General features: G+C 68.0%; 18 protein-coding genes. 13 read left to right on the top strand and 5 right to left on the bottom strand.

Features of this window, described 5'->3' with window-relative positions; translation table 11 throughout:
- Nucleotides 1-57 precede the first annotated feature (57 nt).
- On the top strand, nt 58-1,506 hold the full coding sequence (gene dacB, locus AB7U46_RS05545) for a D-alanyl-D-alanine carboxypeptidase/D-alanyl-D-alanine endopeptidase (RefSeq protein WP_428335948.1): 1,449 nt from the start codon (nt 58-60) through the stop codon (nt 1,504-1,506).
- Here dacB and AB7U46_RS05550 read toward each other — a convergent pair.
- Nucleotides 1,503-2,426 carry a type IV pili methyl-accepting chemotaxis transducer N-terminal domain-containing protein gene (locus AB7U46_RS05550; protein WP_428335949.1) on the bottom strand — a complete coding sequence of 308 codons (924 nt, stop codon included), beginning with the start codon at nt 2,424-2,426 and terminating at the stop codon, nt 1,503-1,505. The two genes, dacB and AB7U46_RS05550, sit on opposite strands and share 4 nt — an antisense overlap.
- 118 nt (nt 2,427-2,544) lie before the next feature.
- Nucleotides 2,545-2,967, bottom strand: a complete 423-nt coding sequence (locus AB7U46_RS05555; protein WP_428335950.1) for a tellurite resistance TerB family protein — start codon at nt 2,965-2,967, stop codon at nt 2,545-2,547.
- Nucleotides 2,968-3,072: 105 nt separating this feature from the next.
- Between AB7U46_RS05555 and AB7U46_RS05560 the strand changes: the two genes are divergently transcribed.
- Nucleotides 3,073-4,692 (top strand): lysine--tRNA ligase, encoded by a 1,620-nt coding sequence (locus tag AB7U46_RS05560; protein WP_428335951.1) that lies wholly within the window; start codon nt 3,073-3,075, stop codon nt 4,690-4,692.
- 20 nt (nt 4,693-4,712) lie between these two features.
- Here AB7U46_RS05560 and AB7U46_RS05565 read toward each other — a convergent pair whose 3' ends face one another.
- Entirely contained in the window at nt 4,713-5,594 is an 882-nt protein-coding gene (locus AB7U46_RS05565; protein ID WP_428335952.1) for a CHAD domain-containing protein, read from the bottom strand.
- Nucleotides 5,595-5,893: 299 nt separating this feature from the next.
- Between AB7U46_RS05565 and AB7U46_RS05570 the strand changes: the two genes are divergently transcribed.
- A complete protein-coding gene (locus tag AB7U46_RS05570) occupies nt 5,894-8,185 on the top strand; it encodes a glycosyl hydrolase family 28-related protein (protein ID WP_428335953.1) in 2,292 nt (763 codons plus the stop codon).
- A gap of 73 nt (nt 8,186-8,258) precedes the next feature.
- Here the strand turns inward: AB7U46_RS05570 and AB7U46_RS05575 are convergent, their stop codons facing one another.
- On the bottom strand, nt 8,259-8,750 hold the full coding sequence (locus AB7U46_RS05575) for a HugZ family protein (protein WP_428335954.1): 492 nt from the start codon (nt 8,748-8,750) through the stop codon (nt 8,259-8,261).
- A 106-nt stretch (nt 8,751-8,856) separates the two neighbouring features.
- Here AB7U46_RS05575 and AB7U46_RS05580 point away from each other — a divergent pair, with 106 nt between their 5' ends.
- The 10 genes from AB7U46_RS05580 to AB7U46_RS05625 all read left to right on the top strand — a co-directional run bounded on the left by AB7U46_RS05580 (nt 8,857) and on the right by AB7U46_RS05625 (nt 22,821).
- Entirely contained in the window at nt 8,857-10,506 is a 1,650-nt protein-coding gene (locus tag AB7U46_RS05580) for a SulP family inorganic anion transporter (RefSeq protein ID WP_428335955.1), read from the top strand.
- A 366-nt stretch (nt 10,507-10,872) separates the two neighbouring features.
- Entirely contained in the window at nt 10,873-12,843 is a 1,971-nt protein-coding gene (acs, locus tag AB7U46_RS05585) for an acetate--CoA ligase (protein WP_428335956.1), read from the top strand.
- A 3-nt stretch (nt 12,844-12,846) separates the two neighbouring features.
- Nucleotides 12,847-13,530: an adenylate kinase gene (locus AB7U46_RS05590; RefSeq protein WP_428335957.1), complete on the top strand. Its 684-nt coding sequence runs from the start codon at nt 12,847-12,849 to the stop codon at nt 13,528-13,530.
- A gap of 66 nt (nt 13,531-13,596) precedes the next feature.
- Nucleotides 13,597-13,854, top strand: a complete 258-nt coding sequence (locus AB7U46_RS05595; protein ID WP_428335958.1) for a DUF4212 domain-containing protein — start codon at nt 13,597-13,599, stop codon at nt 13,852-13,854.
- A gap of 15 nt (nt 13,855-13,869) precedes the next feature.
- Nucleotides 13,870-15,741 (top strand): sodium:solute symporter family protein, encoded by a 1,872-nt coding sequence (locus AB7U46_RS05600; protein ID WP_428335959.1) that lies wholly within the window; start codon nt 13,870-13,872, stop codon nt 15,739-15,741.
- 81 nt (nt 15,742-15,822) lie between these two features.
- Nucleotides 15,823-17,649, top strand: coding sequence for a DUF294 nucleotidyltransferase-like domain-containing protein (locus AB7U46_RS05605; protein WP_428335960.1), 1,827 nt, complete (start codon nt 15,823-15,825; stop codon nt 17,647-17,649).
- A complete protein-coding gene (locus AB7U46_RS05610) occupies nt 17,650-18,177 on the top strand; it encodes a hypothetical protein (protein WP_428335961.1) in 528 nt (175 codons plus the stop codon). It abuts the gene before it with no gap.
- A 3-nt stretch (nt 18,178-18,180) separates the two neighbouring features.
- Nucleotides 18,181-18,591 (top strand): response regulator transcription factor, encoded by a 411-nt coding sequence (locus AB7U46_RS05615; RefSeq protein ID WP_428335962.1) that lies wholly within the window; start codon nt 18,181-18,183, stop codon nt 18,589-18,591.
- Entirely contained in the window at nt 18,591-20,684 is a 2,094-nt protein-coding gene (locus tag AB7U46_RS05620; RefSeq protein WP_428335963.1) for an exonuclease domain-containing protein, read from the top strand. Before AB7U46_RS05615 ends, AB7U46_RS05620 begins: the two co-directional genes overlap by 1 nt.
- Nucleotides 20,685-20,805: 121 nt before the next feature.
- The gene (locus tag AB7U46_RS05625; protein WP_428335964.1) at nt 20,806-22,821 is read left to right on the top strand and encodes a phosphatase PAP2 family protein; all 2,016 of its coding nucleotides are present in this window, start codon (nt 20,806-20,808) and stop codon (nt 22,819-22,821) included.
- 81 nt (nt 22,822-22,902) lie between these two features.
- Here AB7U46_RS05625 and AB7U46_RS05630 read toward each other — a convergent pair.
- Nucleotides 22,903-23,406, bottom strand: a 504-nt coding sequence (locus tag AB7U46_RS05630; protein WP_428335965.1) for a cytochrome-c peroxidase, incomplete at its 5' end; no start/stop codon positions are given.

Here is a 23,406-nt window from a genome sequence, read left to right on the forward strand (position 1 = left end):
CGCTGCGGCGGGCAAGATCGCGGCAACGGGGACTCGGGTTTTCACGGGACGGATGCGATGACGATCTATTCGCGGCGCGCGGCACTGGCGGGGCTCGCGGCGACGGGGGCGGCGCTTGCGCTGCCGCGCGGGGCGCATGCACAGGCGCAGGCGCTGCGGCTGCCCTCGGGCGAGGAGCTCGTGGCGGCGGCGCAGCTGGGCGGAGAGGTCACCTATGTCGTGGCCGATGCGAAAACCGGGCTCGTGCTCGAGGCGCGCGGCGCCGACCGGCCGATGGCGCCGGCCTCCACCGCGAAGACGATCACCTCGCTTTACGCGCTCGAGACGCTCGGCGGGGGCTATCGTTTCGCCACCCGGCTGATCGCGACCGGGCCGATTGCGGGCGGCAAGGTGCAGGGCGATCTGATCCTGGCGGGGGGCGGGGATCCGACGCTCGACACCGACGGGCTCGACGATCTTGCGGCGCGGCTTGCGGCGGCGGGGGTGAGCGGCATCACCGGGCGGTTCCGCACCTGGGGCGGCGCGCTGCCCTATGCCGACCGGATCGCCGCGGATCAGCCGGAATGGGTGGGCTACAACCCGGCGATTTCGGGGCTGATCCTGAACTACAACCGCGTCTGTTTCGCCTGGAAACGGGCGCAAGGGGGCTATGCGCTGGGCATGGATGCGCGGGGCGCGCGCAGCCAGCCGAAGGTCTATACCGTCGATGTCGCGCTCGCGAACCGGAAGGGGCCGCTGTTTTCCTATGCGCAGCGCGGCGGCAAGGAGCAGTGGACGGTGGCGGCGGGGGCGCTGGGCAAGGGCGGCACGCGCTGGCTGCCGGTGCGCGATCCGGTGGCCTATGCGGGCGATGTGTTCCAGACGCTGGCGCGGGCGCGCGGCGTGCCGCTGCCGGCCCCCGAGCCGGTGCAGGCGCTGCCCGGGGGCACCGTGATCGCGGAGCGGCGCTCCGATGCGCTGCCCGGGGTGCTGCGCGACATGATGAAATATTCGACCAATCTCACCGCCGAGGCGGTGGGCATGACGGCGAGCACGGCGCGCGGCGAGGCGGCGGCGCGGGGGCGGTCCGGCGCGGTGATGAGCGCCTGGCTCTCGGCGCGGATGGGCGGCAGCAAGGCGCGGTTCGTCGACCATTCGGGACTTGGCGCCGACGACCGGATCTCGGCGCTGGAGATGGTGCGCGCGGTCGGCGTGCTCGGCCCCAAGGCGGGGCTGCGCGGGCTGATGAAACCGTTCAAGCTGCGCGACGAGAAGGGAAATTATCGCAAGGAACAGGCGCTGCGCGTCGATGCGAAGACCGGCACGCTGAATTTCGTCTCGACGCTGACCGGCTACGTGACCGCGCCGGATGGCACCGAGCTGATCTTTGCGATCTTCACCGGCGATCTCGCGCGGCGGGCGCGGGCGAAGAACGACGAGGAGCCGGCGGGCTCCGGCGCCTGGGTGCGGCGCTCGAAAGTGCTGCAAAGCCAGTTGCTTGAGCGCTGGGCGACGCTTTACGGCTAACCCCCGCCGCGGTTGACGTAGAACCAGACCACGTCCTCGAGCTCGGGCAGGAGCAGCTCGTAACGTTCGGAGAGATCGGCGAGCGTCGCGGGATCGAGCGTCTGGCTGTCGGCGGCGGTGGCCAGCATCGGACGGATCCGGCTCCAGCTTTCGTCGGCGAGTTCGAGCGCATGGGCGGCGTCGGCGCCCGGCGGCGGGGCGATCTGCGCCTCCGCGCTGCCCGTGCGCAGGGTCGCGGCGCTGTCGTCGAAAAGCGCGATCGCGGCGTGCAGCTTCTCGGCGAGGGCAGCGCGGTCGAAGCCGCCCTCCTCGGCCTCGGTGATCATGCAGCCGAGCGCCACGGTCGATTGCGAGAGCATGCGCTGGCGCCCGGCCATGTCGATCGCCTGGGCGAGGGCGAGATCGCCGCTTCCCGCCGCCTGGGCAACGAGGGCGGTGACGATGGCCTTGGAGACCTCGAGCAGGGGTGCGCCCTGGGCGGCGACGGCGAGCATCTCGGCCCGGCTCGCCTCCCCCGAAAGCACCTTGTCGATCGCGCGGTCGATCGGCGCCCAGACGAAGCGCGCCTCGGCGAGGCGCATGCGGGTGGGGAAGTCGCTTGCCGGTGGCAGGCCGACGAGCGGATCGCCCTTTTCCAGCCGGTCGAGCGTGGTGCGGTAGATCTGCTGCGCCTCGAGCAGGGCGAGCTCATGCGTCTCGCTGTCGATGCCGAGCGAGAGCAGGCAGGCGGAGGAGGCGATGCGTTGCGAGAGCATGCGCTGACGCCCGGCGATGTTGATCTCGATCCGCAGGACATCGGCCTGCGAGAGCCTGGCGGCGCGTGCGGCGCCGCAGGGCAGGGCGGTGATCAGCGCGAGCAGGACGAGGAAAAGACCTGTCGCCCGGGCGCTGCGGCTCGGGTAAAAATGGGTTCGGGGCATGGGTTTCGACGGTTCGAGGAACCTGCAGCATGCCCGCGGTTGGTGAAGCAATGGTTGAGAACGGCGCGCCCCGCACGGCGCGCGCCAAAAAAATGCGCAGGATTGGAACGATCCGGGCTCAGAGCGTCAGATGACGCACCCGCGCGCCCCATTCGATCGCCACCGCGTGGAGCCGGTCGATCGCGAGCTCGCCGCGGATTTCCTCGAGCATGCGCAGCTCGGGCTGGTAGAGCACGCCGTCGGCGGCGGCGACGTCGCAGGCGAGCGCATAGGCGGTCTCGAAGAGCTTCTGCGGCAGCCCGTCGCGCACGAGGCCGAAGAGCGCCTCGAGCCCCTCCTCCTCCTCGAAGAGGGCGTAGACGGTCTGCGCCACGGTGCGGATGCGGTCGATGTCATAGGTTGCGAAGATCGGCATGTGGTTCACCATCTGCTCGATCGCGACGAGTTCCGAGGTGCGGATGTTCTCGTCCGAGGCGGAGACCGCGACCATGACCGCGACGAGCGCGTCCTGGGGGGAAAGCGAGGGCAGGGTGTCGGTCACGGGAACGTCCTTTCGAGGGTTGCGGGGCAAGAATTATTGACGATGTCGCGCCCGTTCAATAGGTGAGGCGCGGATGGGCGCATCGGGCGCCCGGATGAGGTGACCATGACGACCCTGCGCGACGCTGCGATGAACTCCAAAGCCTGGCCTTTCGAGGAAGCGCGCCGGGTGCTCAAACGCTACGAGAAGGCGCCGCCGGAGAAAGGTTACGTGCTGTTCGAGACGGGCTATGGCCCCTCGGGTCTGCCGCATATCGGCACTTTCGGCGAGGTGCAGCGCACGACGATGATCCGCCGCGCCTTCGAGATCATCTCGGACATTCCGACGAAGCTTCTGTGCTTTTCCGACGACATGGACGGCATGCGCAAGGTGCCGGAGAACGTGCCGCAGCAGGAGCTGCTGAAGGCGAATATCCAGAAGCCGCTGACCGCGGTGCCCGATCCGTTCGGCGAATTCCCGAGCTTTGGCGATCACAACAACGCCATGCTGCGCCGGTTCCTCGACACTTTCGGGTTCGAGTATGAATTTGCGAGCGCGACCGACTATTACAAGTCGGGCAAGTTCGACCACATGCTGATGCTCTGCTGTGAGCGCTACGACGAGATCATGAAGATCATGCTCAAGTCGCTGCGCGAGGAGCGGGCCTCGACCTACAGCTGCTTCCTGCCGATCCATCCGGAGACGGGGCGCGTGCTTTACGTGCCGATGAAGAACGTCGATGCGCAGCGCGGCGAGATCACCTTTGACGACGAGGACGGGCGGGAATGGACGCTGCCGGTCACCGGCGGCAAGGTGAAGCTGCAGTGGAAGCCCGATTTCGGCATGCGCTGGGCGGCGCTGGACGTCGATTTCGAGATGTATGGCAAGGACCACTCGACCAATACGCCGATCTATGACGGGATCTGCCGGGTGCTGGGCGGGCGTGCGCCGGAGCATTTCACCTATGAGCTCTTCCTCGACGATCAGGGGCAGAAGATCTCGAAATCGAAGGGCAACGGGCTGACGATCGACGAGTGGCTGACCTATGCCGCGACCGAGAGCCTGGGCTATTTCATGTATCAGAAGCCGAAGACGGCGAAGCGGCTCTGGTGGGACGTGATCCCGAAGGCGGTGGACGAATACCACCAGCAGCTGCGCGCCTTTGCCGATCAGCCGCTCGAGAAACAGATCGACAACCCGGTCTGGCACATCCACGGCGGCAAGCCGCCGGTCTCGACCATGGTCGTGCCGTTCGCGATGCTGCTCAATCTGGCGAGCGTGTCGGGTGCTGTGGACAAGACCGGGCTTTGGGGCTTCATCAAGCGCTACGCGCCCGAGGCGAGCCCGGAGACGCACCCCGATCTCGACGCGGCGGCGGGCTTTGCGATCCGCTATTTCCACGATTTCGTGGCGCCGCAGCGGACCTTCCGGCTGCCGTCGGACAAGGAACGCGCGGCGATGGAGGATCTGCTTGCGCGGCTCAAGGCGCTGCCCGCGGGCGAGTTGCACGAGATCTTCCCGGGCGAGGACCCGGCCGAGGGGCTGCAGACGATCGTCTTCGCGGTCGGCAACGAGCACGCTTTCGAGCCGCTGCGCGACTGGTTCACCGCGCTTTACGAGGTGCTGCTGGGCCAGAGCCAGGGGCCGCGCTTTGGCGGGTTCATCGCGCTTTACGGCGTGCCCGAGACGATCGCGCTGATCGAGAAGGCGCTCGCCGGCGGGCTGGTTCCGGCCGAAGAGGCCTGAGCCGGCCCGCCTGACGGCGGCTAGTGCAGGATCTTCGCCTCGGCGCAGGCGAGATCGTGCCAGGCGCCCCAGCGTTCGACCACGGCGGCGGGGCGCTCGGCGAAGAGCCGGGTGCCCAGCGTGAAGCTCAGCGTTTCGAGCCGGGCCTGTTCGCGCGCGAGATGGGCGCCGAGGGCGGTGACCTGATCGGGTTCGAGATGGTCGGGCAGGGCGCGGGTGAGCACGGCGAGATCGTGGTGCTGGCCGAGCATCTCGCCCAGACGGTCGGCGGCCCCGGCGCGGGCGATCATCATTTCCGGCCAGAGACCGGCGAGCAGGCGGGTGTGATACCAGTGGTGCTTCACCCGCGAGCGCCAGCGGTGGAAATCCTCGTCGGCGCGGCTTTTCTTCGCGCGCTTCATGCGCCGGCGGGCGTCCTCGAGCGTGGCCTCGAGCCCGGGGCCGAGCGCGTCCCAGCCCTCCTCCTCCAGATCCCAGTTGCGGGCGCGGTCCTGCACCTCGGCGATGCACTCGGCGAAACGGGCGAGGGCGCGGGGATCGACGGTCTCCTCCGGGGCGGGCATATGCGCGCGCATCGCGCGGGCGGCCTCGGCCACCGCTTCGGGCGCCTCGGCGGCGATCCGGTCGAGCCCCTCGCGCATCACCTCGGCGTCGCGCAGCGCGGAGATCCCGGCGGCGGCGTCGCGCAGGGTGGCGTTCTCGCGCTCGAAACCGGGGAAAACGGGCGCGACGAGACGCAGCAGGCCGCGCGTCTTCTTCACATGGCGGCGCATCGGATGCAGCGGCGAGGCGTCATGTTCCGTCGCCCGCGCGAGGGTGAGCGCGCCCCCCAGCTCGTCGCGCGCGATCCGGCGCAGCGCCTTGGTGAAGCGGGTCTCTCCGGGGTCGAACTCATAGGCCATTGTTTTGCAACGTTCTTTTCTGATCTGTGGCGAGGCTTTGGCCTCCGTATTCGGCTTATCACGGGCAGAAGACGGAAAAGTGACAGATGCCGCGGTGCAGCATGGAGCAGCGTGCGCCCGTCTCAGGAGTTTTTCAACCTTTCCCTCTAGGTCTGGGGAGGCCGAGGCGCGAGAGCCCGGCACACACGCTTCGAGAGGGATGGTGCGGCGGTTGCCGTCGGGTGCGCAGGCGAGGGCGCGGCCCGGTCGCGGCCTGTCCCGCCCGCCGGGGCGCAGGCCGGAACATAGAGGAACGTCGAATGAATATTGCGATTACCGAAGGGCTGGTGCTGACCCCGCCCGCATTCGAAGAGGGGCTCGACGTCTGGTCGAGCGAGGATGGGACCGCGGGCTCGGCGACCTATGACGGGGCGGCGAATGCGGCGATCGTGGCGGCGGATCAGGACTTCGGCTCCTGCCTCGAACTCACCAAGATGGTGAGCACGCAGAAGCTGCGCTACATGGGCCACACGCCGCTGATCCCGGGCGCCTATCTGCGGATCTCGGCGAAGGTGAAGGCGGTCTCGGGCAACCTGCCCTCGGTGCGGATCGCGGGCTATGCGATGAACGCCTCGGACAGCCATGTGAGCGGTCTGACGGAGATCGGCAGCTCGGTCACGCTGACCGAATATGGCACCGTCGTCGAGGTTTCGGCGATCGTCGGCACCGGTGCGCGCACCGGCGTCGACATGATCTGGGGCACGGTGCCGATCTACGGCTTCTTCGGGCTGGATCTGACCGGGCAGAACGGCGGCGTGGTGCGCATCGACGATATCCAGATCGACGATGTCACCGAGGCCTTCCTGCGCGAGATGATGGACTGGGTCGACGTGCGCGACTATGGCGCGAAGGGCGATGGCGTCACCGACGACAGCGCGGCCTTCGCGGCGGCGGATGCGGCGGCGGCGGGGCGCTGGGTGCTGGTGCCGGAGGGCAGCTATTACCTCGGCTCGACGGTCTCGATGGCCTCGCAGACGCGCTTCGTCGGTTCGGTGACGATGCCGACCACGTCGCGGCTCTCGCTTTTGCAGAACTTCGACCTGCCGACCTATGCGCGCGCCTTCGGCGACGAGCTCACCGGGTTCAAGCGCGCGTTGCAGGCGCTGTTCTACTATACCGACCACAACACGCTCGACCTTTGCGGGCGCCGCGTGGACATCGACGCGCCGATCGATCTGAAGGCGATCGCGCCGGATCTCTCGAGCTATTCGAGCCGCCGCGTGCTGCGCAACGGTCAGCTCAACGCGGTCGAGAGCACCGCCTGGGACGACGAGGTGGTGGTCTCGCAGGCGAGCTACTCGACCTCCTCGCAATATCAGCTCACCTCGGTGACGAAGATCGCGCAGATCCCGGTCGGCGCGCAGGTCACCGGCAATGGCGTCGGGCGCGAGGTCTATGTGAAGGCGGTGAACGTCGCGAATGGCTCGCTGACGCTGTCGCAGCCGTTCTACGGCGGCTCGGGCAACCGGATCCTGACCTTCACCCGGCGCAAATACATGCTCGACTTCTCGGGGCTGAGCAATCTCGACCGGTTCAACATCGACGACGTCGAGTTCACCTGCAACGGCTATGCCTCGACGATCCTGCTTGCGCCCTCGGGCGAGCTGTTCCAGATCCGCGACTGCTATATCGTGCGGCCCAAGGACCGTGCGATCACCTCGATCGGATCGGGCTGCCAGGATCTGCATGTCGACCGCTGCCATTTCCTGTCGAACGAGATGGCGATGGCGGCGACCGACCGCACCTCGGTCGCGATCAACGTCAACGCCAATGACACGAAGATCCGCGACAGCCGCTTCGTGCGCTTCGGCACCACCTTCATCATGGACGGCAACGGCCATCTGTTCACCGGCAACCACTGGTTCCAGGGCGATGGCGAGACCGCGGGGCCGCGCACGGCGGGGCTCGTGTTCTGCCAGCCGAACGTGAAATCGGCGGTCACCGGCAACTACATCGACAACAACTTCATCGAATGGACCAACGAATATTCGTCGGATCCGACCTTCACCAGCAGCTATTCCTTCGGCGGGCTGACGGTGACGGGGAACATCTTCACCTGCAACGACGTGGCGAGCTGGTTCACCTGGTTCTCGATCAAACCCTATGGCACCGGCCATTTCATCCAGGGGCTGAACATCTCCTGCAACACGTTCAAGTCGCTCAACGGCTCGATCGACCGGGTGGAGAAGGTCGACACCACCTTCGCCACGCTCGACAATACCCGGATGCGCAACGTGATGATCGAGGGCAACTCGTTCAACGGGGTGAGCCAGGTGATCTCGAACCCGGTGTTCCTGCAGGTCGACCAGGCCACGGCGCAGACCACCTGGACGGCGCAGCCGGGGCCCTATCTCGCCTTTGGCGGCAATGCGCGCAATGTCGAGAGCCTGGTCGCCGAGGGGATGATCACCGACTCCAGCGGCAGCCGCGTGACGAACATGCCCTATGTGCTGGTCGAGCAGAACAGCAGCAAGCAGGACGTGAAGATCAACTGGGGCACGGCCTCGCTCGGTCGCGTCCATATCAGGGTGCGGATGGACAACCCGAACTGATCGGGCCGAACTGATCGGGGAAGTCCAGGCAAGGCCCGGAGGGGCAGGCGGGCGCCTTCGGGCGCCCGTTTCCTCATGCCAGATCTTCGGGCGTGAGGCGGAAGGCGCGGCCGAAACCGCCGTTGAGTGCGCCCGAGACCGGGCGGAAGGCGACGAAGAAGAAATCGGGCAGGTCGATATAGAGTTTCGCCTTCGGGTGATCGGCGAGCCAGCGCGCGCGGGCCGCGGCGCGGCGCGGATCACCGGGGGCGAGCGGCTCGGCCATCACCTGCAGGCTGAGGCGCGGATGGGTGAGCGGGTCGCCCTTCGGCCCCGGCTCGCCCACCAGAAGGCTCGCGCGCGGATCGGCGCGCAGCGCGCGGCTATGCGCCGAAAGGCCCGAGACCAGCGTCCAGATCCCGCCCTCGGGGCCAGAACCCAGCGCGATCCGGGTCACCGCGGGAAAGCCCGTTTCCGGGTCGGTCACGCCAAGCGCGGCAAAGCGCGCGCCGGCGATCAGGCCGCAGGCGAGGGCGCGGGCCTCGTCATCGGTAGGGCGGATCGGGTCTTTCACGGTTTCGGTCATCGCGGGGCTCCGGAGGCTGGGGCGCGGGCTGGGACAACCGGGCTGGCGCTTGACAAGGCGCGGGCAGAGGGATTTGCTCGCGCCATCCAACAGCTAGAGAGCCAAGATGAGCGACGCAAGCCTTTCGTCGCGGCCGGGGGCATCGTCCCTCGTGCCGAAACTCGTTACCGTCCTGCGCGAGGGCTACGGCCTGCCGCAGCTGCGCGCCGATGCGATGGCGGGGTTGACCGTCGCCATCGTCGCGCTGCCACTGTCGATGGCGATCGCCATCGCCTCGGGCGTCGGGCCGGAGCGCGGGCTCTTCACCGCGATCGTGGGCGGTTTCCTCGTGTCGCTGCTCGGTGGCTCGCGCTACCAGATCGGCGGGCCGGCGGGCGCCTTCATCGTGCTCGTCGCCGCCTGCGTGGCGCAGACCGGGGTGGGGGGGCTGGCGCTTGCGACCTTCCTTTCGGGGATCATGCTTGCCATTCTCGGCGTGCTGCGGCTGGGCCAGACCATCCGCTACATGCCCTATCCGGTCACCGTGGGCTTCACCTCGGGCATCGGCGTCATCATCTTTTCAAGCCAGATCAAGGACATGTTCGGTCTGACCCTGGCCCATGGCGAGCCCGGGCCGATCCTGCCCAAGCTTGCCGCACTCTGGGAGGCGCGGGGCACGATCACCCCGGCCGCGGTCGGGGTCGCGCTCGGCACGGTGGTGGTGATCGAGCTGATCAAGCGCTTCCGTCCGCGCTGGCCGAGCCTCCTGATGGGGATCGCGCTGACCACGCTCGTCGCCGCGCTGCTGCACCTGCCGGTGGAGACGATCGGCTCCCGCTTCGGCGAACTGCCGCGGCTTCTGCCCGCGCCGCATCTGCCCGAGATCACAATGCAGACGGTCACCGCGGCGCTGCCCTGGGCGGCCTCCTTCACCCTGCTCGGCGCGATCGAGTCGCTGCTTTCGGCGATGGTCGCCGACGGCATGTCGGGCACGTTGCACCGCTCGAACATGGAGCTGGTCGCGCAGGGCGTGGCGAACATGGGGGCGGCGCTCTTCGGTGGCTTCTGCGTCACCGGCACGATCGCGCGTACCGCGACGAACATCCGCGCCGGCGCGCATGGGCCGGTCTCGGGGATGCTGCACGCGCTTTTCGTGCTCGGCTTCATGATCCTCGTGGCGCCGCTCGCCGCCTATATCCCGCTGCCCGCGCTGGCCGGGCTGCTCGGCATCGTCGCCTGGAACATGATCGAGAAGACCGAGTTCGCGGGCCTTCTGCGCGCCTCGAAAGGCGATGCGCTGGTGCTGCTCGTGACCTTCCTCGTCGTCGTTTTCCGCGACCTCGCCGAGGGGATCGTGCTTGGCTTCGCGCTGGGCGGTCTCGTCTTCATCCGGCGCATGGCGGAGATGGCGCAGCTTGCCGAGGGCGAGCCGCAGGAGGTGACGGGCGACGCGCCGCAGCCCGCGGATCTGGTGACCTATCACCTGCGCGGCGCGGTGTTCTTCGGCTCGGTCGCGCGGCTGGGCACGGTGCTCGACCGGATCGCGCAGCGGCCGCGCGCGGTGCTGCTCGACGTCTCCGAGGTGAGCTTCGTCGACAGCACCGGGGCGCGGATGATCCACGAGCTTGCGCAGAAACTCGCGCGCCGGGGCGGGCGGCTGATCGTGCTTGGCGCGGCGTCGCCGCTCGAACAGGCGATGCGCGCGCAGGGGCTGGGCGAGCCCGATCTGGCCTTTGCCGGCACCTCGGAGGCCGCGGCGGAGCTGCTTTCCGCCTGACCTCCGGCCCTGACCGATTTGCGACGAATCAACCTGCCGCGGTGCCCGCCCGAGGGGCGCACCGCGGCACATCTTTTGCGCGAGTGTCATGCGCTTGACGCAATGCCGCACTGCAGAACGTAGCGTCATTTCGGCCGTTCTGATCCGGCAAGGCCTTGAAAGAAAATGTCAAATTTTCGTACGTTTTCACAATATTTACATAGTTATCGCGAATGCTGTGAATTACTTTACAAAAAAATTCAATGGAATTGGGGGCTTACATAACAACTGACAAATGGTTTAGAATGTCTTCGGGGTAGAGCGCCCCCGAGCGGATCGGGGGCAGACGCGGCCAGATGGCCGCATGTTTTCCTGGGAGGAGAGGCCATGAGCGCACAGCCGCAATCCATCGAAGCACCCGAACTGCGCGAGGTCCCGCCGGGCTTCGAGAACGCGCATGCGAACATGCAGAAATATCTCGAGATGTATCGCGAATCGATCGAGAACCCGGACGCCTTCTGGGGCCGCGAGGGCAAGCGTCTCGACTGGATGACGCCTTACACCAAGGTCAAGAACACCGATTTCACCTTCGGCAAGGTCTCGATCAAGTGGTTCGAGGACGGCGTGCTGAACGCCTCGGTGAACTGCATCGACCGCCACCTGAAGGATCGCGCGCTGCAGACCGCGATCATCTTCGAGCCCGATGATCCGAACGAGCCCGCCCAACACATCACCTACAAGGAACTCTCCGAAAAGGTGAACCGGATGGCGAACGTCCTGCTTTCGCAGGGCATCATGCGCGGCGACCGCGTCGTCATCTACCTGCCGATGATCCCCGAGGCCGCCTATGCGATGCTGGCCTGCGCGCGCATCGGCGCGATCCATTCGATCGTCTTCGCCGGCTTCTCGCCCGACGCGCTGGCGAACCGCATCAACGACTGCGGCGCGAAGCTCGTCATCACCGCCGACACCGCGCCGCGCGGTGGCAAGCGCACGCCGCTCAAGGCCAATACCGACGCGGCGCTCTTGCACTGCTCGGACAAGGTCCGCTGTCTTGTCGTGAAGCGCACCGGCGACCAGATCTCCTGGGTGCAGGGCCGCGACGTCGATCTGCTCTACCTGATGGAGCACGTCTCGCCCGAATGCCCGCCGCGTCCGATGAATGCGGAAGACCCGCTCTTCATCCTCTACACCTCGGGCTCGACCGGCAAGCCGAAGGGCGTCGTGCATTCGACGGGCGGCTATCTCGTCTATGCCTCGATGACGATGCAATACACCTTCGACTACCATGACGGCGACGTGTTCTGGTGCACCGCGGACGTGGGCTGGGTCACCGGTCACAGCTATATCGTCTACGGCCCGCTCGCCAATGGCGCGACGACCGTGATGTTCGAGGGCGTGCCGACCTACCCGGACGCCGGCCGCTTCTGGGAAGTCTGCGAAAAGCACAAGGTGAACCAGTTCTACACCGCCCCCACCGCGATCCGCTCGCTGATGGGGCAGGGGCCGGAATGGGTCGAGAAATACGACCTCAGCTCGATCAAGGTGCTGGGTTCGGTCGGCGAGCCGATCAACCCCGAGGCCTGGGCCTGGTACGACCAGCACGTCGGCAAGGGCAAATGCCCGATCGTCGACACCTTCTGGCAGACCGAGACCGGCGGCCACATGCTCACGCCGCTGCCGGGCGCGACGCCCACGAAGCCGGGCTCGGCCACCAACCCGTTCTTCGGCGTGAAGCCGGTCGTGCTCGACCCGGCCACCGCCGTGCGCCAGGGCGAGACCGAGGCCGAGGGCGTGCTCTGCATCTCCGACAGCTGGCCGGGCCAGATGCGCACCCTCTGGGGCGATCACGACCGCTTCCAGGAGGCCTATTTCGCGCAGTATCGCGGCTATTACTTCACCGGTGACGGCTGCCGCCGCGACAAGGACGGCTATTACTGGATCACCGGCCGCGTCGACGACGTGATCAACGTCTCCGGCCACCGCATGGGCACCGCCGAAGTCGAATCGGCGCTGGTCGCGCACCAGGCCGTGGCCGAGGCCGCCGTCGTGGGCTACCCGCACGACCTCAAGGGCCAGGGCATCTACGCCTATGTCACGCTGATGAACGACGTCGAGCCCTCGGACGCGCTGCGCAAGGATCTCGAGAAATGGGTCCGCACCGAGATCGGCCCGATCGCGAAGCCCGATCTCATCCAGTGGGCGCCGGGCCTGCCGAAGACCCGTTCGGGCAAGATCATGCGCCGCATCCTGCGCAAGATCGCCGAGAACGACTATGGCAGCCTGGGCGACATCTCGACGCTGGCCGATCCCTCGGTCGTGCAGGAGCTGATCGACAACCGCATGAACCGGGGCTGAGCGATGGCGGATGACGTCACCACCACCCCCGCGGTGCTGATCCTGCTCGGGCCTCCGGGCGCGGGCAAGGGCACCCAGGCGCGGATGCTCGAGGAGCGCTTCGGCCTCGTCCAGCTCTCGACCGGCGATCTGTTGCGCGCGGCCGTCGCCGCGGGCACGCCGGCGGGCCTTGCCGCGAAGGCGGTGATGGAGGCGGGCGGCCTTGTGAGCGACGAGATCGTGCTTGCGATCCTGCGCGACCGCATGGCCCAGCCCGACGTCCGCGCCGGCGTGATCCTCGACGGCTTTCCCCGCACCGCGGGGCAGGCCGAGGCGCTCGACGACCTGCTCGCCCATCTCGGCGCGCGCGTCACCGCGGCGATCTCGCTCGAGGTCGACGACGAGGCGATGATCGCCCGCGTCGCCGGCCGCTACACCTGCGCCAAATGCGGCGAGGGCTACCACGACCAATTCAAGATCCCCGCCGTCGCGGGGGTCTGCGACAAATGCGGCGGCACGGAATTCAAGCGCCGGGCCGACGACAATGCCGATACGGCGCGTGCACGGCTGGAGGCCTATCACGCCCAGACGGCGCCGCTGATCGCCCATTACCGGGCTCTCGGCGTGCTCGAGGAGATCGACGCGATGGGCTCCATCGACGCGATCGCCGAGGGGCTCGGGTCGATCGTCTCGCGCGTTTCGGCTTGACATCATTGGGGGAGGGCGGGCCCCGGGAGGGGGCCCGTTCGGAGACAATAACAAGGGAGTGACGCTATGGCGGACAAATCTTCGTCCAACGCCTACTGGAAAGCGAACATCCGCACGATTCAGATCTTTCTCGTGATCTGGTTCGTCTGCTCGTTCGGTTTCGGCATTCTGCTGCGCCCGATGCTTGCCGGCATCGGTATCGGTGGCACCGACCTGGGCTTCTGGTTCGCCCAGCAAGGCTCGATCCTCGTGTTCCTGGTCATCATCTTCGCCTATGCGGCGCGGATGAACAAACTCGACCGCGAACACGGCGTGGAAGAATAAGGGAGCGCAGGGACAATGGATCAATTTACCCTCAACCTTATCGTCGTGGGCGCGACCTTCGCGCTTTACTTCGGTATCGCGATCTGGGCCCGTGCGGGGTCGACCGCGGAATTCTATGCGGCGGGCGGCGGCGTCCACCCGATCGCGAACGGCATGGCCACCGGCGCTGACTGGATGTCGGCCGCCTCCTTCATCTCGATGGCCGGCATCATCGCCTTCGGCGGCTACGACACCTCGGCCTATCTGATGGGCTGGACTGGCGGCTACGTGCTGCTCGCCATGCTGCTCGCGCCCTATCTGCGCAAGTTCGGCAAGTTCACCGTGCCGGAATTCATCGGCGACCGCTTCTACAGCGGCACCGCGCGCGTCGTCGGCGTGATCTGCCTGCTCATCATCTCGATCACCTACGTGATCGGCCAGATGTCGGGCGTGGGCGTCGCCTTCTCGCGCTTCCTCGAAGTGTCGAACGACACCGGCCTCTACATCGGCGCCGCGGTGGTGTTCGCCTATGCCGTGCTCGGCGGCATGAAGGGCATCACCTATACTCAGGTCGCCCAGTATGTCGTGCTGATCATCGCCTACACGATCCCGGCGATCTTCATCTCGCTCAACCTGACCGGCAACCCGATCCCGGCGCTCGGCCTCTTCTCGGAAGCCAAGGCCACCGGCACGCCGCTCCTGACCACGCTCAACGGGCTGCTCGCCGATCTCGGCTTCAAGTCCTACACCGCGCAGTCGGACAACACGCTCAACCTGTTCCTGTTCACGATGTCGCTGATGATCGGCACCGCGGGCCTGCCCCATGTGATCGTGCGCTTCTTCACCGTTCCGAAGGTTGCGGATGCCCGCTCCTCGGCCGGCTGGGCGCTCGTCTTCATCGCGCTCCTTTACCTCACCGCCCCGGCGGTTGCGGCGATGGCGCGCGTGAACCTGATCAACACCTTCTTCCCGAACGGCACGATGAATGCTCCGCTCGCCCAGGCCGACACCCCGCAGTGGGTCGACAACTGGGTCAAGACCGGGCTGCTCAAGGTCTCCGACCTGAACGGCGACGGCATGATCGAGTATTACAACGACGGCGCCTCCGCCAAGGCCGCGGCGCTTGCCGAAGCCAAGAAGGGTGGCGATCAGGCTGCGATCGACGCCGCGCAGAAGGCCTATGACGATGCCGTCGCTGCCGGCACCGCCAAGCTGGTCGAGAAGAACCCGCAGGCCGCGACCTGGAAGGGCAACGAGCTCACCGTGAACAACGACATCATGGTGCTCGCCAATCCGGAAATCGCGCAGCTTCCGAGCTGGGTCATCGCGCTCGTCGCCGCCGGCGGTCTCGCCGCCGCGCTCTCGACCGCTGCGGGCCTGCTGATGGCGATCTCTTCCGCCGTCTCGCACGACCTGATCAAGGGCCAGATCAATCCGAACATCTCGGAGAAGTCGGAACTGCTCGCCGCGCGCATCTCGATGGCCGTCGCGATCGGTGTCGCCACCTGGCTCGGCCTGAACCCCCCGGGCTTCGCCGCGCAGACCGTGGCGCTCGCCTTCGGTGTGGCCGCCGCGACGATCTTCCCGGCGCTGATGATGGGCATCTTCACGAAGCGCATCAACTCGGCCGGTGCGATCGCGGGCATGCTCGCCGGTCTGATCACCACCGTGGTCTACATCTTCCTGCACAAGGGCTGGTTCTTCGTCGCCTCGACGGCCTCCTACTCCGATGCGGCGCCGATGCTCTTCGGCATCAAGTCGACGGCCTTCGGCACGGTTGGCGCGATCATCAACTTCGTCGTCGCCTATGGCGTCACCTCGGTGACCAAGCCGACGCCGGACTCGGTGCAGGAACTGGTGGAATCGATCCGCATCCCGAAGGGTGCGGGCGCTGCGACCGGCCACTGACACGATCCCGGGCGGGGGTGACCCCGCCCGCACAAGACCGGAGGCTCCGTGCGCGGGGCCTCCAGCACAAGGGAGGACAGAATGGAACCCGATCGTGACGCGATCATCGCTTTTCTCGAGACCGTCCACCCCTATGACACCCTGCCGCGTGACGAGCTGGCGTCGGTCGCCACCTCCTTTCGCCGCATGGAGTTCCGCGCCGGAACGCTGGTCTATGTGTTCAACACCCCGATCGGCGGGCTTTACCTGATCAAGCAGGGCGCGGTGGAGATCACCGACGGCAATGGCGGGCTCGTCTCGCTGCTCGGGCCGCGCAATTCCTTCGGCGAGCGCGGGCTGCGCTCGGGCGGGATCGCGGTGACTCAGGCGAAGGCGACCGAGACCTCGATCATCCTCGTGCTGCCGGCGCCGACCTTCACCCGGCTGATCGAGACCTACCCTTCCTTCGCGCGCTTCTTCAACCGCAAGCGCGGCGAGCGGGCGACCACCGATATCGCGACGCAGAAGGTCGCCGATCTGATCGCGCGCAAGCCCTTGTCCTGCTCCGCGCCGACGACGGTCGTCGAGGCGGCGAAGATCATGCGCGACGCCCATGTCTCCTCGCTCGGCGTGGTGGATGCGGAGGAAAAGCTGCTCGGCATCGTCACCGTGCGCGACATGTCGAACAAGGTTCTGGCCGGCGGCATGGCGCCCGAGACCCCGGTCGAGGCGATCATGACCGCCGATCCGGTGACGCTGCCGCCCACGGCGCTCGGCTCCGACATCCTGCATATCATGCTCGAACGCCGCATCGGCCATCTGCCGATCGCCGAGGACGGCCGCTTCGTCGGCATGATCACCCAGACCGACCTCACCCGCTTCCAGGCGGTCTCCTCGGCGATGCTGATCCGCGACGTGGTTTCGGCGGAAACCGTCGAGGAAATGGCCACCGTCACCGCGCGCATCCCGCAGCTTCTGGTGCAGCTCGTCGGCTCGCACCAAAGCCATGACGTGGTGACGCGGCTGATCACCGATATCGCCGATGCCGTCACTCGGCGCCTCCTCGTGATGGCCGAACAGCGGTTCGGCCGCCCGCCGGTGCCCTATCTCTGGCTTGCCTGCGGCTCGCAGGGCCGGCAGGAGCAGACCGGCGTGAGCGACCAGGACAACTGCCTGATCCTCGACGACGCGGTCACCGAAGAGGAGATGGGTTATTTCCGCGATCTCGCGCAGATCGTCTCGGACGGGCTCAACGCCTGCGGCTATGTCTATTGCCCGGGCGACATGATGGCGACGAACCCGCGCTGGTGTCAGCCCGCGCGCGTCTGGCGCGACTATTTCCACCACTGGATCAACACGCCCAACCCCGAGGCGCAGATGCTCGCCTCGGTGATGTTCGACCTGCGCCCGATCGGCGGCGCGGCGGTCGGGCTGTTCCAGGAGTTGCAGGCGGAAACCCTTGAACTCAGCGCGAAGAACTCGATCTTCGTCGCGCATATGATCTCGAACTCGCTCAAGCACACGCCGCCGCTGGGCCTGATCCGCGGCTTCGCCACGATCCGCTCGGGCGAGCATCGCAATCATATCGACATGAAGCACAACGGCGTCGTGCCGGTCGCCGATCTCGCCCGCGTCTACGCGCTGCAGGGCCGGGGGGCGGCGGTGAACACCCGCGCGCGCCTCCTCGAGGCCGAGGCGAAGGCGACGATCTCCGCCTCCGGCGCGCGCGACCTGATCGAGGCCTATGACCTCATCGCCCAGATGCGTCTCGAAAATCAGGCGCATCTGATCAAGGCGGGCCGCAAGCCCGACAACTACCTCGCTCCCTCCGATCTGAGCGACTTCGAACGGTCGCATCTGCGCGATGCCTTCGTCGTCGTGCGCACGATGCAATCGGCGCTGAGCCACAACAAGGCCGTGGTAAGCTAAATGACCAATGATTTCCTCACGATGTTCGCTGCCGGCATTCTCGCCGCGATCGTCGTCTTCGCGCTGCGCCATGCGCTCAAGCGGTTCACCGGCCGGGTTCTGCCGAAATGGGCGATGCCCGCGGCGATCGGGCTCTCGATGCTGGGCGTGACGATCTGGGGCGAATATCACTGGTTTTCCAACATGCGCGCCGGCCTGCCCGCGAGCGCCGAGGTGATCGGGACCGCGCAGGAAAGCGCGGCCTGGCGGCCCTGGACCTATCTCGCGCCGATCACCACCCGCGCGATCGTGGTCGACCGCGCGAAGATCGCCCATCCGGCGCCGGGGATCGCCACGACCGACCTTCTGCTGCTCGCGCGATGGGAGCCGCTGCACAGCGTGCCGGTGGCCTATGATTGCGAAAAGGGCGCGCGGGCCGATCTGTTCGGCGGGGCGCAGGTGAATGCGGACGGTTCGCTCACGGGGGCCGAATGGCACCCGCTCGAGGCGGGCGACGCGGGGCTGGCGGCGGTGTGTTCGGGAGGGTGAGCGATGGCCGACGGGGGGAGGAAGCAGCGCGTCCTGATCGTCGAGGACGAGGACAATATCGCCCTCGCGCTCGATTATCTGATGGGGCGCGAGGGCTACGAGCATGACCGTATCGCCTCGGGCGAGGGCGCGCTCGAGAGGATCCGCGCGACGCATCCCGACCTCGTGCTGCTCGACGTGATGCTGCCCGAGGTCTCGGGCTACGAGATCTGCCAGGAGGTGCGCGCCGACCGCGGCCTCGCCGGCGTCAAGATCCTGATGATGACGGCGCGCGGCTCGGCGATGGAACGGCGCAAGGGGCTTGCGCTCGGCGCCGACGGGTTCATCGCGAAACCCTTCGAACTCAAGGAATTGCGCGACGAAGTTCACCGCTTGCTCGACGCCGGGGCCGGAGCCGGCGCGGGAGCGGCGTGATGGATCTCACCCGGCTGAGCCTGAGGCTGCGCGTCTTTCTTTTCTTCGCGGCGCTGGCGGCGGGCAATCTCGCCGCGCTCACCGCCGGTCTCGTCTTCGGTTTCGAAAAGCTCGGCGTGGCGCAGGCGCTCGACGGTTTCGTGATCGGCGGCGTGGTCGCGGGCTTCGCGATCACCGGGCTGATCACCGCGGTCTGGTTCCTCTTCGACGAGAATGTCGCGAAGCCGATCGAGCGGCTCGCGGGGGGCATGCGCGCGCGCACCCATGCCGCGGTCGAGGCCGATCTCGATCAGGTTTCGGGCCGCTATCTCGGCGATCTGGCGCCCGCCGCCGCCGCGGTGACGAGCCATCTGGCCGAGACGCGCTCGGCGCTAACCGAGGCGGTGCAGCGCGAGACGACCCGCCTCGCGCAGGAAAAGGAGCGGCTCGAGGCGCTGCTCTGCGATGTGCCGGTGGGGGTGCTGCTCTGCTCGAGCGAGCATCAGCTGGTCTTCTACAACGGGCAGGCGGTCGACCTTCTGGGCGGCGCGCATGCGCCGGGCCTTGACCGCCGCGTCTTCGACTACCTGCATCGCGCGCCGCTCCTGCATGCCTATGAGCGGCTTTTGGAGACGGACGACCCCGATGCCGCCTCCGATCTGCTTTGCGCGACGGTGGCCGATGGCAAGGTGCTTGCCGCGCGGATGCGGCTTTTGTCGGAGGGGGAGGATCACCACCTCGCGCGCCGCCCGGGCTATGTTCTGACGCTGCGCGACGTTTCGGGCGACATGCGCGCGCATGCGCGGCGCGAGGCGCTGATGGATGCGCTTTTCGACCGCATCCGCCGCCCCGCCGCCGCGCTGCAATCGCTCACCGGCGTGCTCACCGACGACAACGGCCCGACCGGCCCCGCGCGCGACCGCGTGCGCGAGGCCGCGCGCGCCGAGGCCGCGGCGCTTTCCGGCGCGATCCACACGATGTTCGAGGAGCACGAGGCGATGCGCGCCGACTGGTGGCCGCTCGGCATGATCCGCGCCTCGGATCTGGGCGAGGCGGTGCGCGCGCGCGTCGCCGCGGCGGGCGGATCGGTGCTTGCGGTCGCCGCGCCGCTGATGCTGCGCTGCGAAGGGTTCGAGATGGTGGCGCTGCTTTCCACCCTCGTCGCGCATCTGACCGAGGGGCGGCGCGACTTCCGCCTCGAGATCTCCGAGGAGGGGGCCGGCGCGCTCATCGCGCTCGAATGGGAGGGGGCGCCGGCGCCCGTGGGCGATCTCGAGCGCTGGCTCGAGGCGCCGCTCGAGGTTGGCATGGAGGATGTGACCGGGCGGCGGGTGCTCGCCACCCATGCGAGCGAGATCTGGCCCGAGAAGCTGGGCGAGCACCGCGCGCGGCTTTGCATTCCGCTGCGCGAGGCGCGGATCGCGGCGAAGCGGCCGCGGCCGGTGCCGCGCGCCGTGGTCTATGACTTCGACCTGCTCGAGGCGCCGCAGGATGCCGAATTCGCCGCGAAGCCCTTGGAAAAGCTGACCTTCGTCGTCTTCGACACGGAAACCACCGGGCTTCTCCCCTCCGAGGACGAGATCGTGCAGATCGCCGCGGTGCGGATCGTGAACGGGCGGCGCGTCGGCACCGAGGTCTTCGACACGCTGGTGAACCCGGGCCGCCGGATCCCGCCCGGCTCGACCGCGGTGCATGGCATTTCCGACGCGATGGTGGCCGATGCACCGGGCATCGCCGAGGTCGGGCGGAAGTTCCACAAATTCGCCGAAGGGGCGGTGCTCGTCGCCCATAACGCGCCTTTCGACATGGAATTTTTGCGCCGCAAGGAAGGTGTGATCGGCGCGGGCTTCGACAATCCGGTGCTCGACACCGTGCTGCTCTCGGCGGTGGTCTTCGGCCAGTCGGAGGTGCACAGCCTCGACGCGCTGACCCATCGGCTTGGCATCACCATCCCCGAGGAGGCGCGCCACACCGCGATCGGCGACACCGTCGCCACCGCCGACGCCTTCCTCAAGCTGATGCCGGCGCTGAAGGCGCGCGGGCTGACCACCTTCGGCGACGTCGTGGCCGAGGTGCGCAAGCATGGCCGGCTGCTTAAGGATCTGAACGGCTAGGCCGGGGCCCGCGGCGGGGAGGGGCTTACGATCTTGTGACATCTGCATGACTTTGCAGGTCGCTATGGGGCGCCTATCAGGGGCGGGGGCGCCGGCGCCCCCGCAACGGAAAGCAAAGACCATGCCGAGTTCGATCGACCAGATCCTGCCCTCCCTCGCCGCGCTCGGCATGTTTGCCTATTGGGGGATCGGCCTTGCCGCCGGGCTCGAGGCTTTCGTGCTCACCGGGCTCTTCCTGCCCGGCACGCTCGTCGTCGATGCGGGCGGCTTCATGGTGCAGCGCGGGATGCTCGATTTCCTCGACCTCGTCTGGTTCGTCGCGATCGGTTCGATCCTCGGCGGCGAGGCGAGCTTCCACCTCGGCCATCGGCTGCGCCGCGGCCTCGCCGGACGCTGGCAGGTCGAGAAGATGGCGGCCTTCGGCCGGGCCGAGCGGCTCTTTGCGCGCCACGGCGGCTTTGCGCTGGTGCTCGGGCGGTTCCTTGGCCCGGTCGCGGCCTTCGTGCCGCTCGCCGCCGCGCTTTCGGGGATGGAGACGCGCCGCTTTCGCCTTTGGAACCTCGCGAGCGGCGTGCCCTATGCGATCGCGCATGTGAGCTTTGGCTATCTGCTCGGCGCGGGGCTCACCCGGCTCTCGCCGGTGCTCACGCGCGAGGTGCTCTTCGCGCTCGGGTTGGCGCTTGGCGCGCTCGTCGTCTGGTGGGTGCTGCGCCGGCTCGACCGGGCGCTGCCGGTGCTGCTCGCGCTGCTCGGCGGGCTTTACGACCGCGCCGTGCAGCATCCGCGGGCTGGATCGCTTGGCGCGCGTCACCCGCGGGTGGCGCAGTTCCTCGCCGCCCGGCTCGACCGCAGCCATTTCCGCGGCCTGCCCGCGACGCTGCTCGCGCTCGCCTTCGGCTATCTCACCGTGCTCTGGATCGGGCTCGCGCTCGATTTCGTGCAGGCCGATCCGATCGTGCAGGTCGATGCGCGGCTCGCGCAGCTGATGCAGATGTTCTGGTCGCCGGGGCTGCTGCGCGGCTTCACCGCGGTCACGGCGCTCGGCGACACGCTGGTGGTGATCGCCTTCCTCGTGATCGCGCTGATGTGGCTCGCGCTCGCGCGGCGCTGGGCGCTGATGATCGGGCTTCTGACCGCGCTCGTCACCGATCTCGTCTCGGTCTCGGTGCTCAAGCTCGCCTTCGGCCGGCCGCGCTCGGCGCTGGGCTATTTCGCCGAGACGACGGGCAGCTTCCCCTCCGGCCATGCCGCGATCGGCATCGCCTTTTACGGGATGCTCTTCTACCTGCTCTGGCGCGCCCGCCGGCTTGGCCCGGTCACCGCCGCCTTCTGGGCCGCAACGACCGCCTTCCTGCTCGGGCTCAGCCGGCTCTACCTGATCGAGCATTACCTGAGCGACGTGCTCGCCGGCTGGCTTCTGGGCGGGATCTGCCTCGTCAGCGGCATCGCCGTGGCCGAGTGGCGCCAGGCCGTGCGCCCGCCCGCGCCGCGCGCGGTGACCGGCGCCCGGGCCGGGGTGGCGGCGCTGATCACGCTGGCGCTTCTCGGCGCGGCGGGGATGCGGCTGAACGATTATACCAAGGCGCTGAACCCGCGCCCCGCCGCGCCGGAACTCATCGCGATCGCCACGCCGGAGCAGGCGGTCCGCGCCCATGCGCTGCCCGCCGCGGCCGAAACCCTGACCGGCGAGCATCGCTTCGCGCTGAACATCGCCTTTCTCGCGACGACGCCCGAAAGCCTTGGCGCGGCGCTGCAGGCGCAGGGCTGGCGGCGCGCGCCGGCGGTCACGCCGGGGGGGCTCGCGCTGACCGCGCTTGCCGATCTCGGCCTGCACAAGGCGCCCGATCCGGCGCTTGCGCCGCTTTTCTGGAACAACCGCGTGAATGACCTCGCGCTGAGCGCACCCGCGGAGGGGCGTGCGCGGGATCTGCCGCGGCTACGGCTTTGGCAGACGCGCTTCGTGCTGCCGGGCGGGCAGCGGCTCTGGCTTGGCGTGATGAGCCGCGACGACGGGCTCGACCCCGAACATGGTGCCGATACGCCGGAGGAGGCGGCGGCGCTGGCGATGGCGATGGGGCAGGCGGGGGCGCTTTCGATCCCCGGGGCGCGGGCGCTGCCGCTGGTTCCGCTCGACTGACCGCGCCGGCGGAGCCCGACATGCGAAACGCCCCGCCGGCGGCTGCCGACGGGGCGTTGGTCGCCAGAGGCGGGGCCGGCCTCAGGGCATCGGATGCGGCGTCGTGGCGACGCTCGCGGGCAGCACCGGATAGACGATCTGCGGCTGATCGCCGGTCAGGCTGCCGAGGAAGGCGACGATCTGGCCGACCTGCGTGTCGTCGAGCTGCGCGCCAAGCTGCGCGCTCGCCATCACCGTCACCGCCTCCTTCAGATCCCAGACCGAACCGGAGTGGAAATAGGGCGCGGTGAGCGCGACATTGCGCAGCGTCGGCACCTTGTAGGCGTATTTGTCGGCCTCGTCCCCGGTGATCGCGAAGCGCCCGGTGTCCTCGGGCGGCAGGATCGTCGCGTCGGGCTGCGCCACCGCGCCGAAGACCTGATAGCTGTTGCCACCGATGTTCATGCCGTTGTGGCAGGCGCTGCAACCCTCGGACATGAAGAGCGAGAGGCCCTGTTTCTGCTCCGCGGTCATCGCCGCGTCATCGCCCTGCAGCCAGCGGTCGAAGGGCGCGTTCGGCGTGATCAGCGTGTCCTCGAAGGCGGC

This window comes from Paenirhodobacter sp., assembly GCF_050177655.1.
Taxonomy (GTDB): Bacteria; Pseudomonadota; Alphaproteobacteria; order Rhodobacterales; family Rhodobacteraceae; genus Rhodobacter.

Bases quoted from the DNA above. Each gene is read 5' to 3' on its own strand.
- dacB (WP_428335948.1), top strand. From the start codon at position 58: ATGACGATCTATTCGCGGCGCGCGGCACTGGCGGGGCTCGCGGCGACG.
- AB7U46_RS05550 (WP_428335949.1), bottom strand. From the start codon at position 2,426: ATGCCCCGAACCCATTTTTACCCGAGCCGCAGCGCCCGGGCGACAGGT.
- AB7U46_RS05560 (WP_428335951.1), top strand. From the start codon at position 3,073: ATGACGACCCTGCGCGACGCTGCGATGAACTCCAAAGCCTGGCCTTTC.
- AB7U46_RS05565 (WP_428335952.1), bottom strand. From the start codon at position 5,594: ATGGCCTATGAGTTCGACCCCGGAGAGACCCGCTTCACCAAGGCGCTG.
- AB7U46_RS05570 (WP_428335953.1), top strand. From the start codon at position 5,894: ATGAATATTGCGATTACCGAAGGGCTGGTGCTGACCCCGCCCGCATTC.
- AB7U46_RS05575 (WP_428335954.1), bottom strand. From the start codon at position 8,750: ATGACCGAAACCGTGAAAGACCCGATCCGCCCTACCGATGACGAGGCC.
- AB7U46_RS05580 (WP_428335955.1), top strand. From the start codon at position 8,857: ATGAGCGACGCAAGCCTTTCGTCGCGGCCGGGGGCATCGTCCCTCGTG.
- acs (WP_428335956.1), top strand. From the start codon at position 10,873: ATGAGCGCACAGCCGCAATCCATCGAAGCACCCGAACTGCGCGAGGTC.
- AB7U46_RS05590 (WP_428335957.1), top strand. From the start codon at position 12,847: ATGGCGGATGACGTCACCACCACCCCCGCGGTGCTGATCCTGCTCGGG.
- AB7U46_RS05595 (WP_428335958.1), top strand. From the start codon at position 13,597: ATGGCGGACAAATCTTCGTCCAACGCCTACTGGAAAGCGAACATCCGC.
- AB7U46_RS05600 (WP_428335959.1), top strand. From the start codon at position 13,870: ATGGATCAATTTACCCTCAACCTTATCGTCGTGGGCGCGACCTTCGCG.
- AB7U46_RS05605 (WP_428335960.1), top strand. From the start codon at position 15,823: ATGGAACCCGATCGTGACGCGATCATCGCTTTTCTCGAGACCGTCCAC.
- AB7U46_RS05610 (WP_428335961.1), top strand. From the start codon at position 17,650: ATGACCAATGATTTCCTCACGATGTTCGCTGCCGGCATTCTCGCCGCG.
- AB7U46_RS05615 (WP_428335962.1), top strand. From the start codon at position 18,181: ATGGCCGACGGGGGGAGGAAGCAGCGCGTCCTGATCGTCGAGGACGAG.
- AB7U46_RS05620 (WP_428335963.1), top strand. From the start codon at position 18,591: ATGGATCTCACCCGGCTGAGCCTGAGGCTGCGCGTCTTTCTTTTCTTC.
- AB7U46_RS05625 (WP_428335964.1), top strand. From the start codon at position 20,806: ATGCCGAGTTCGATCGACCAGATCCTGCCCTCCCTCGCCGCGCTCGGC.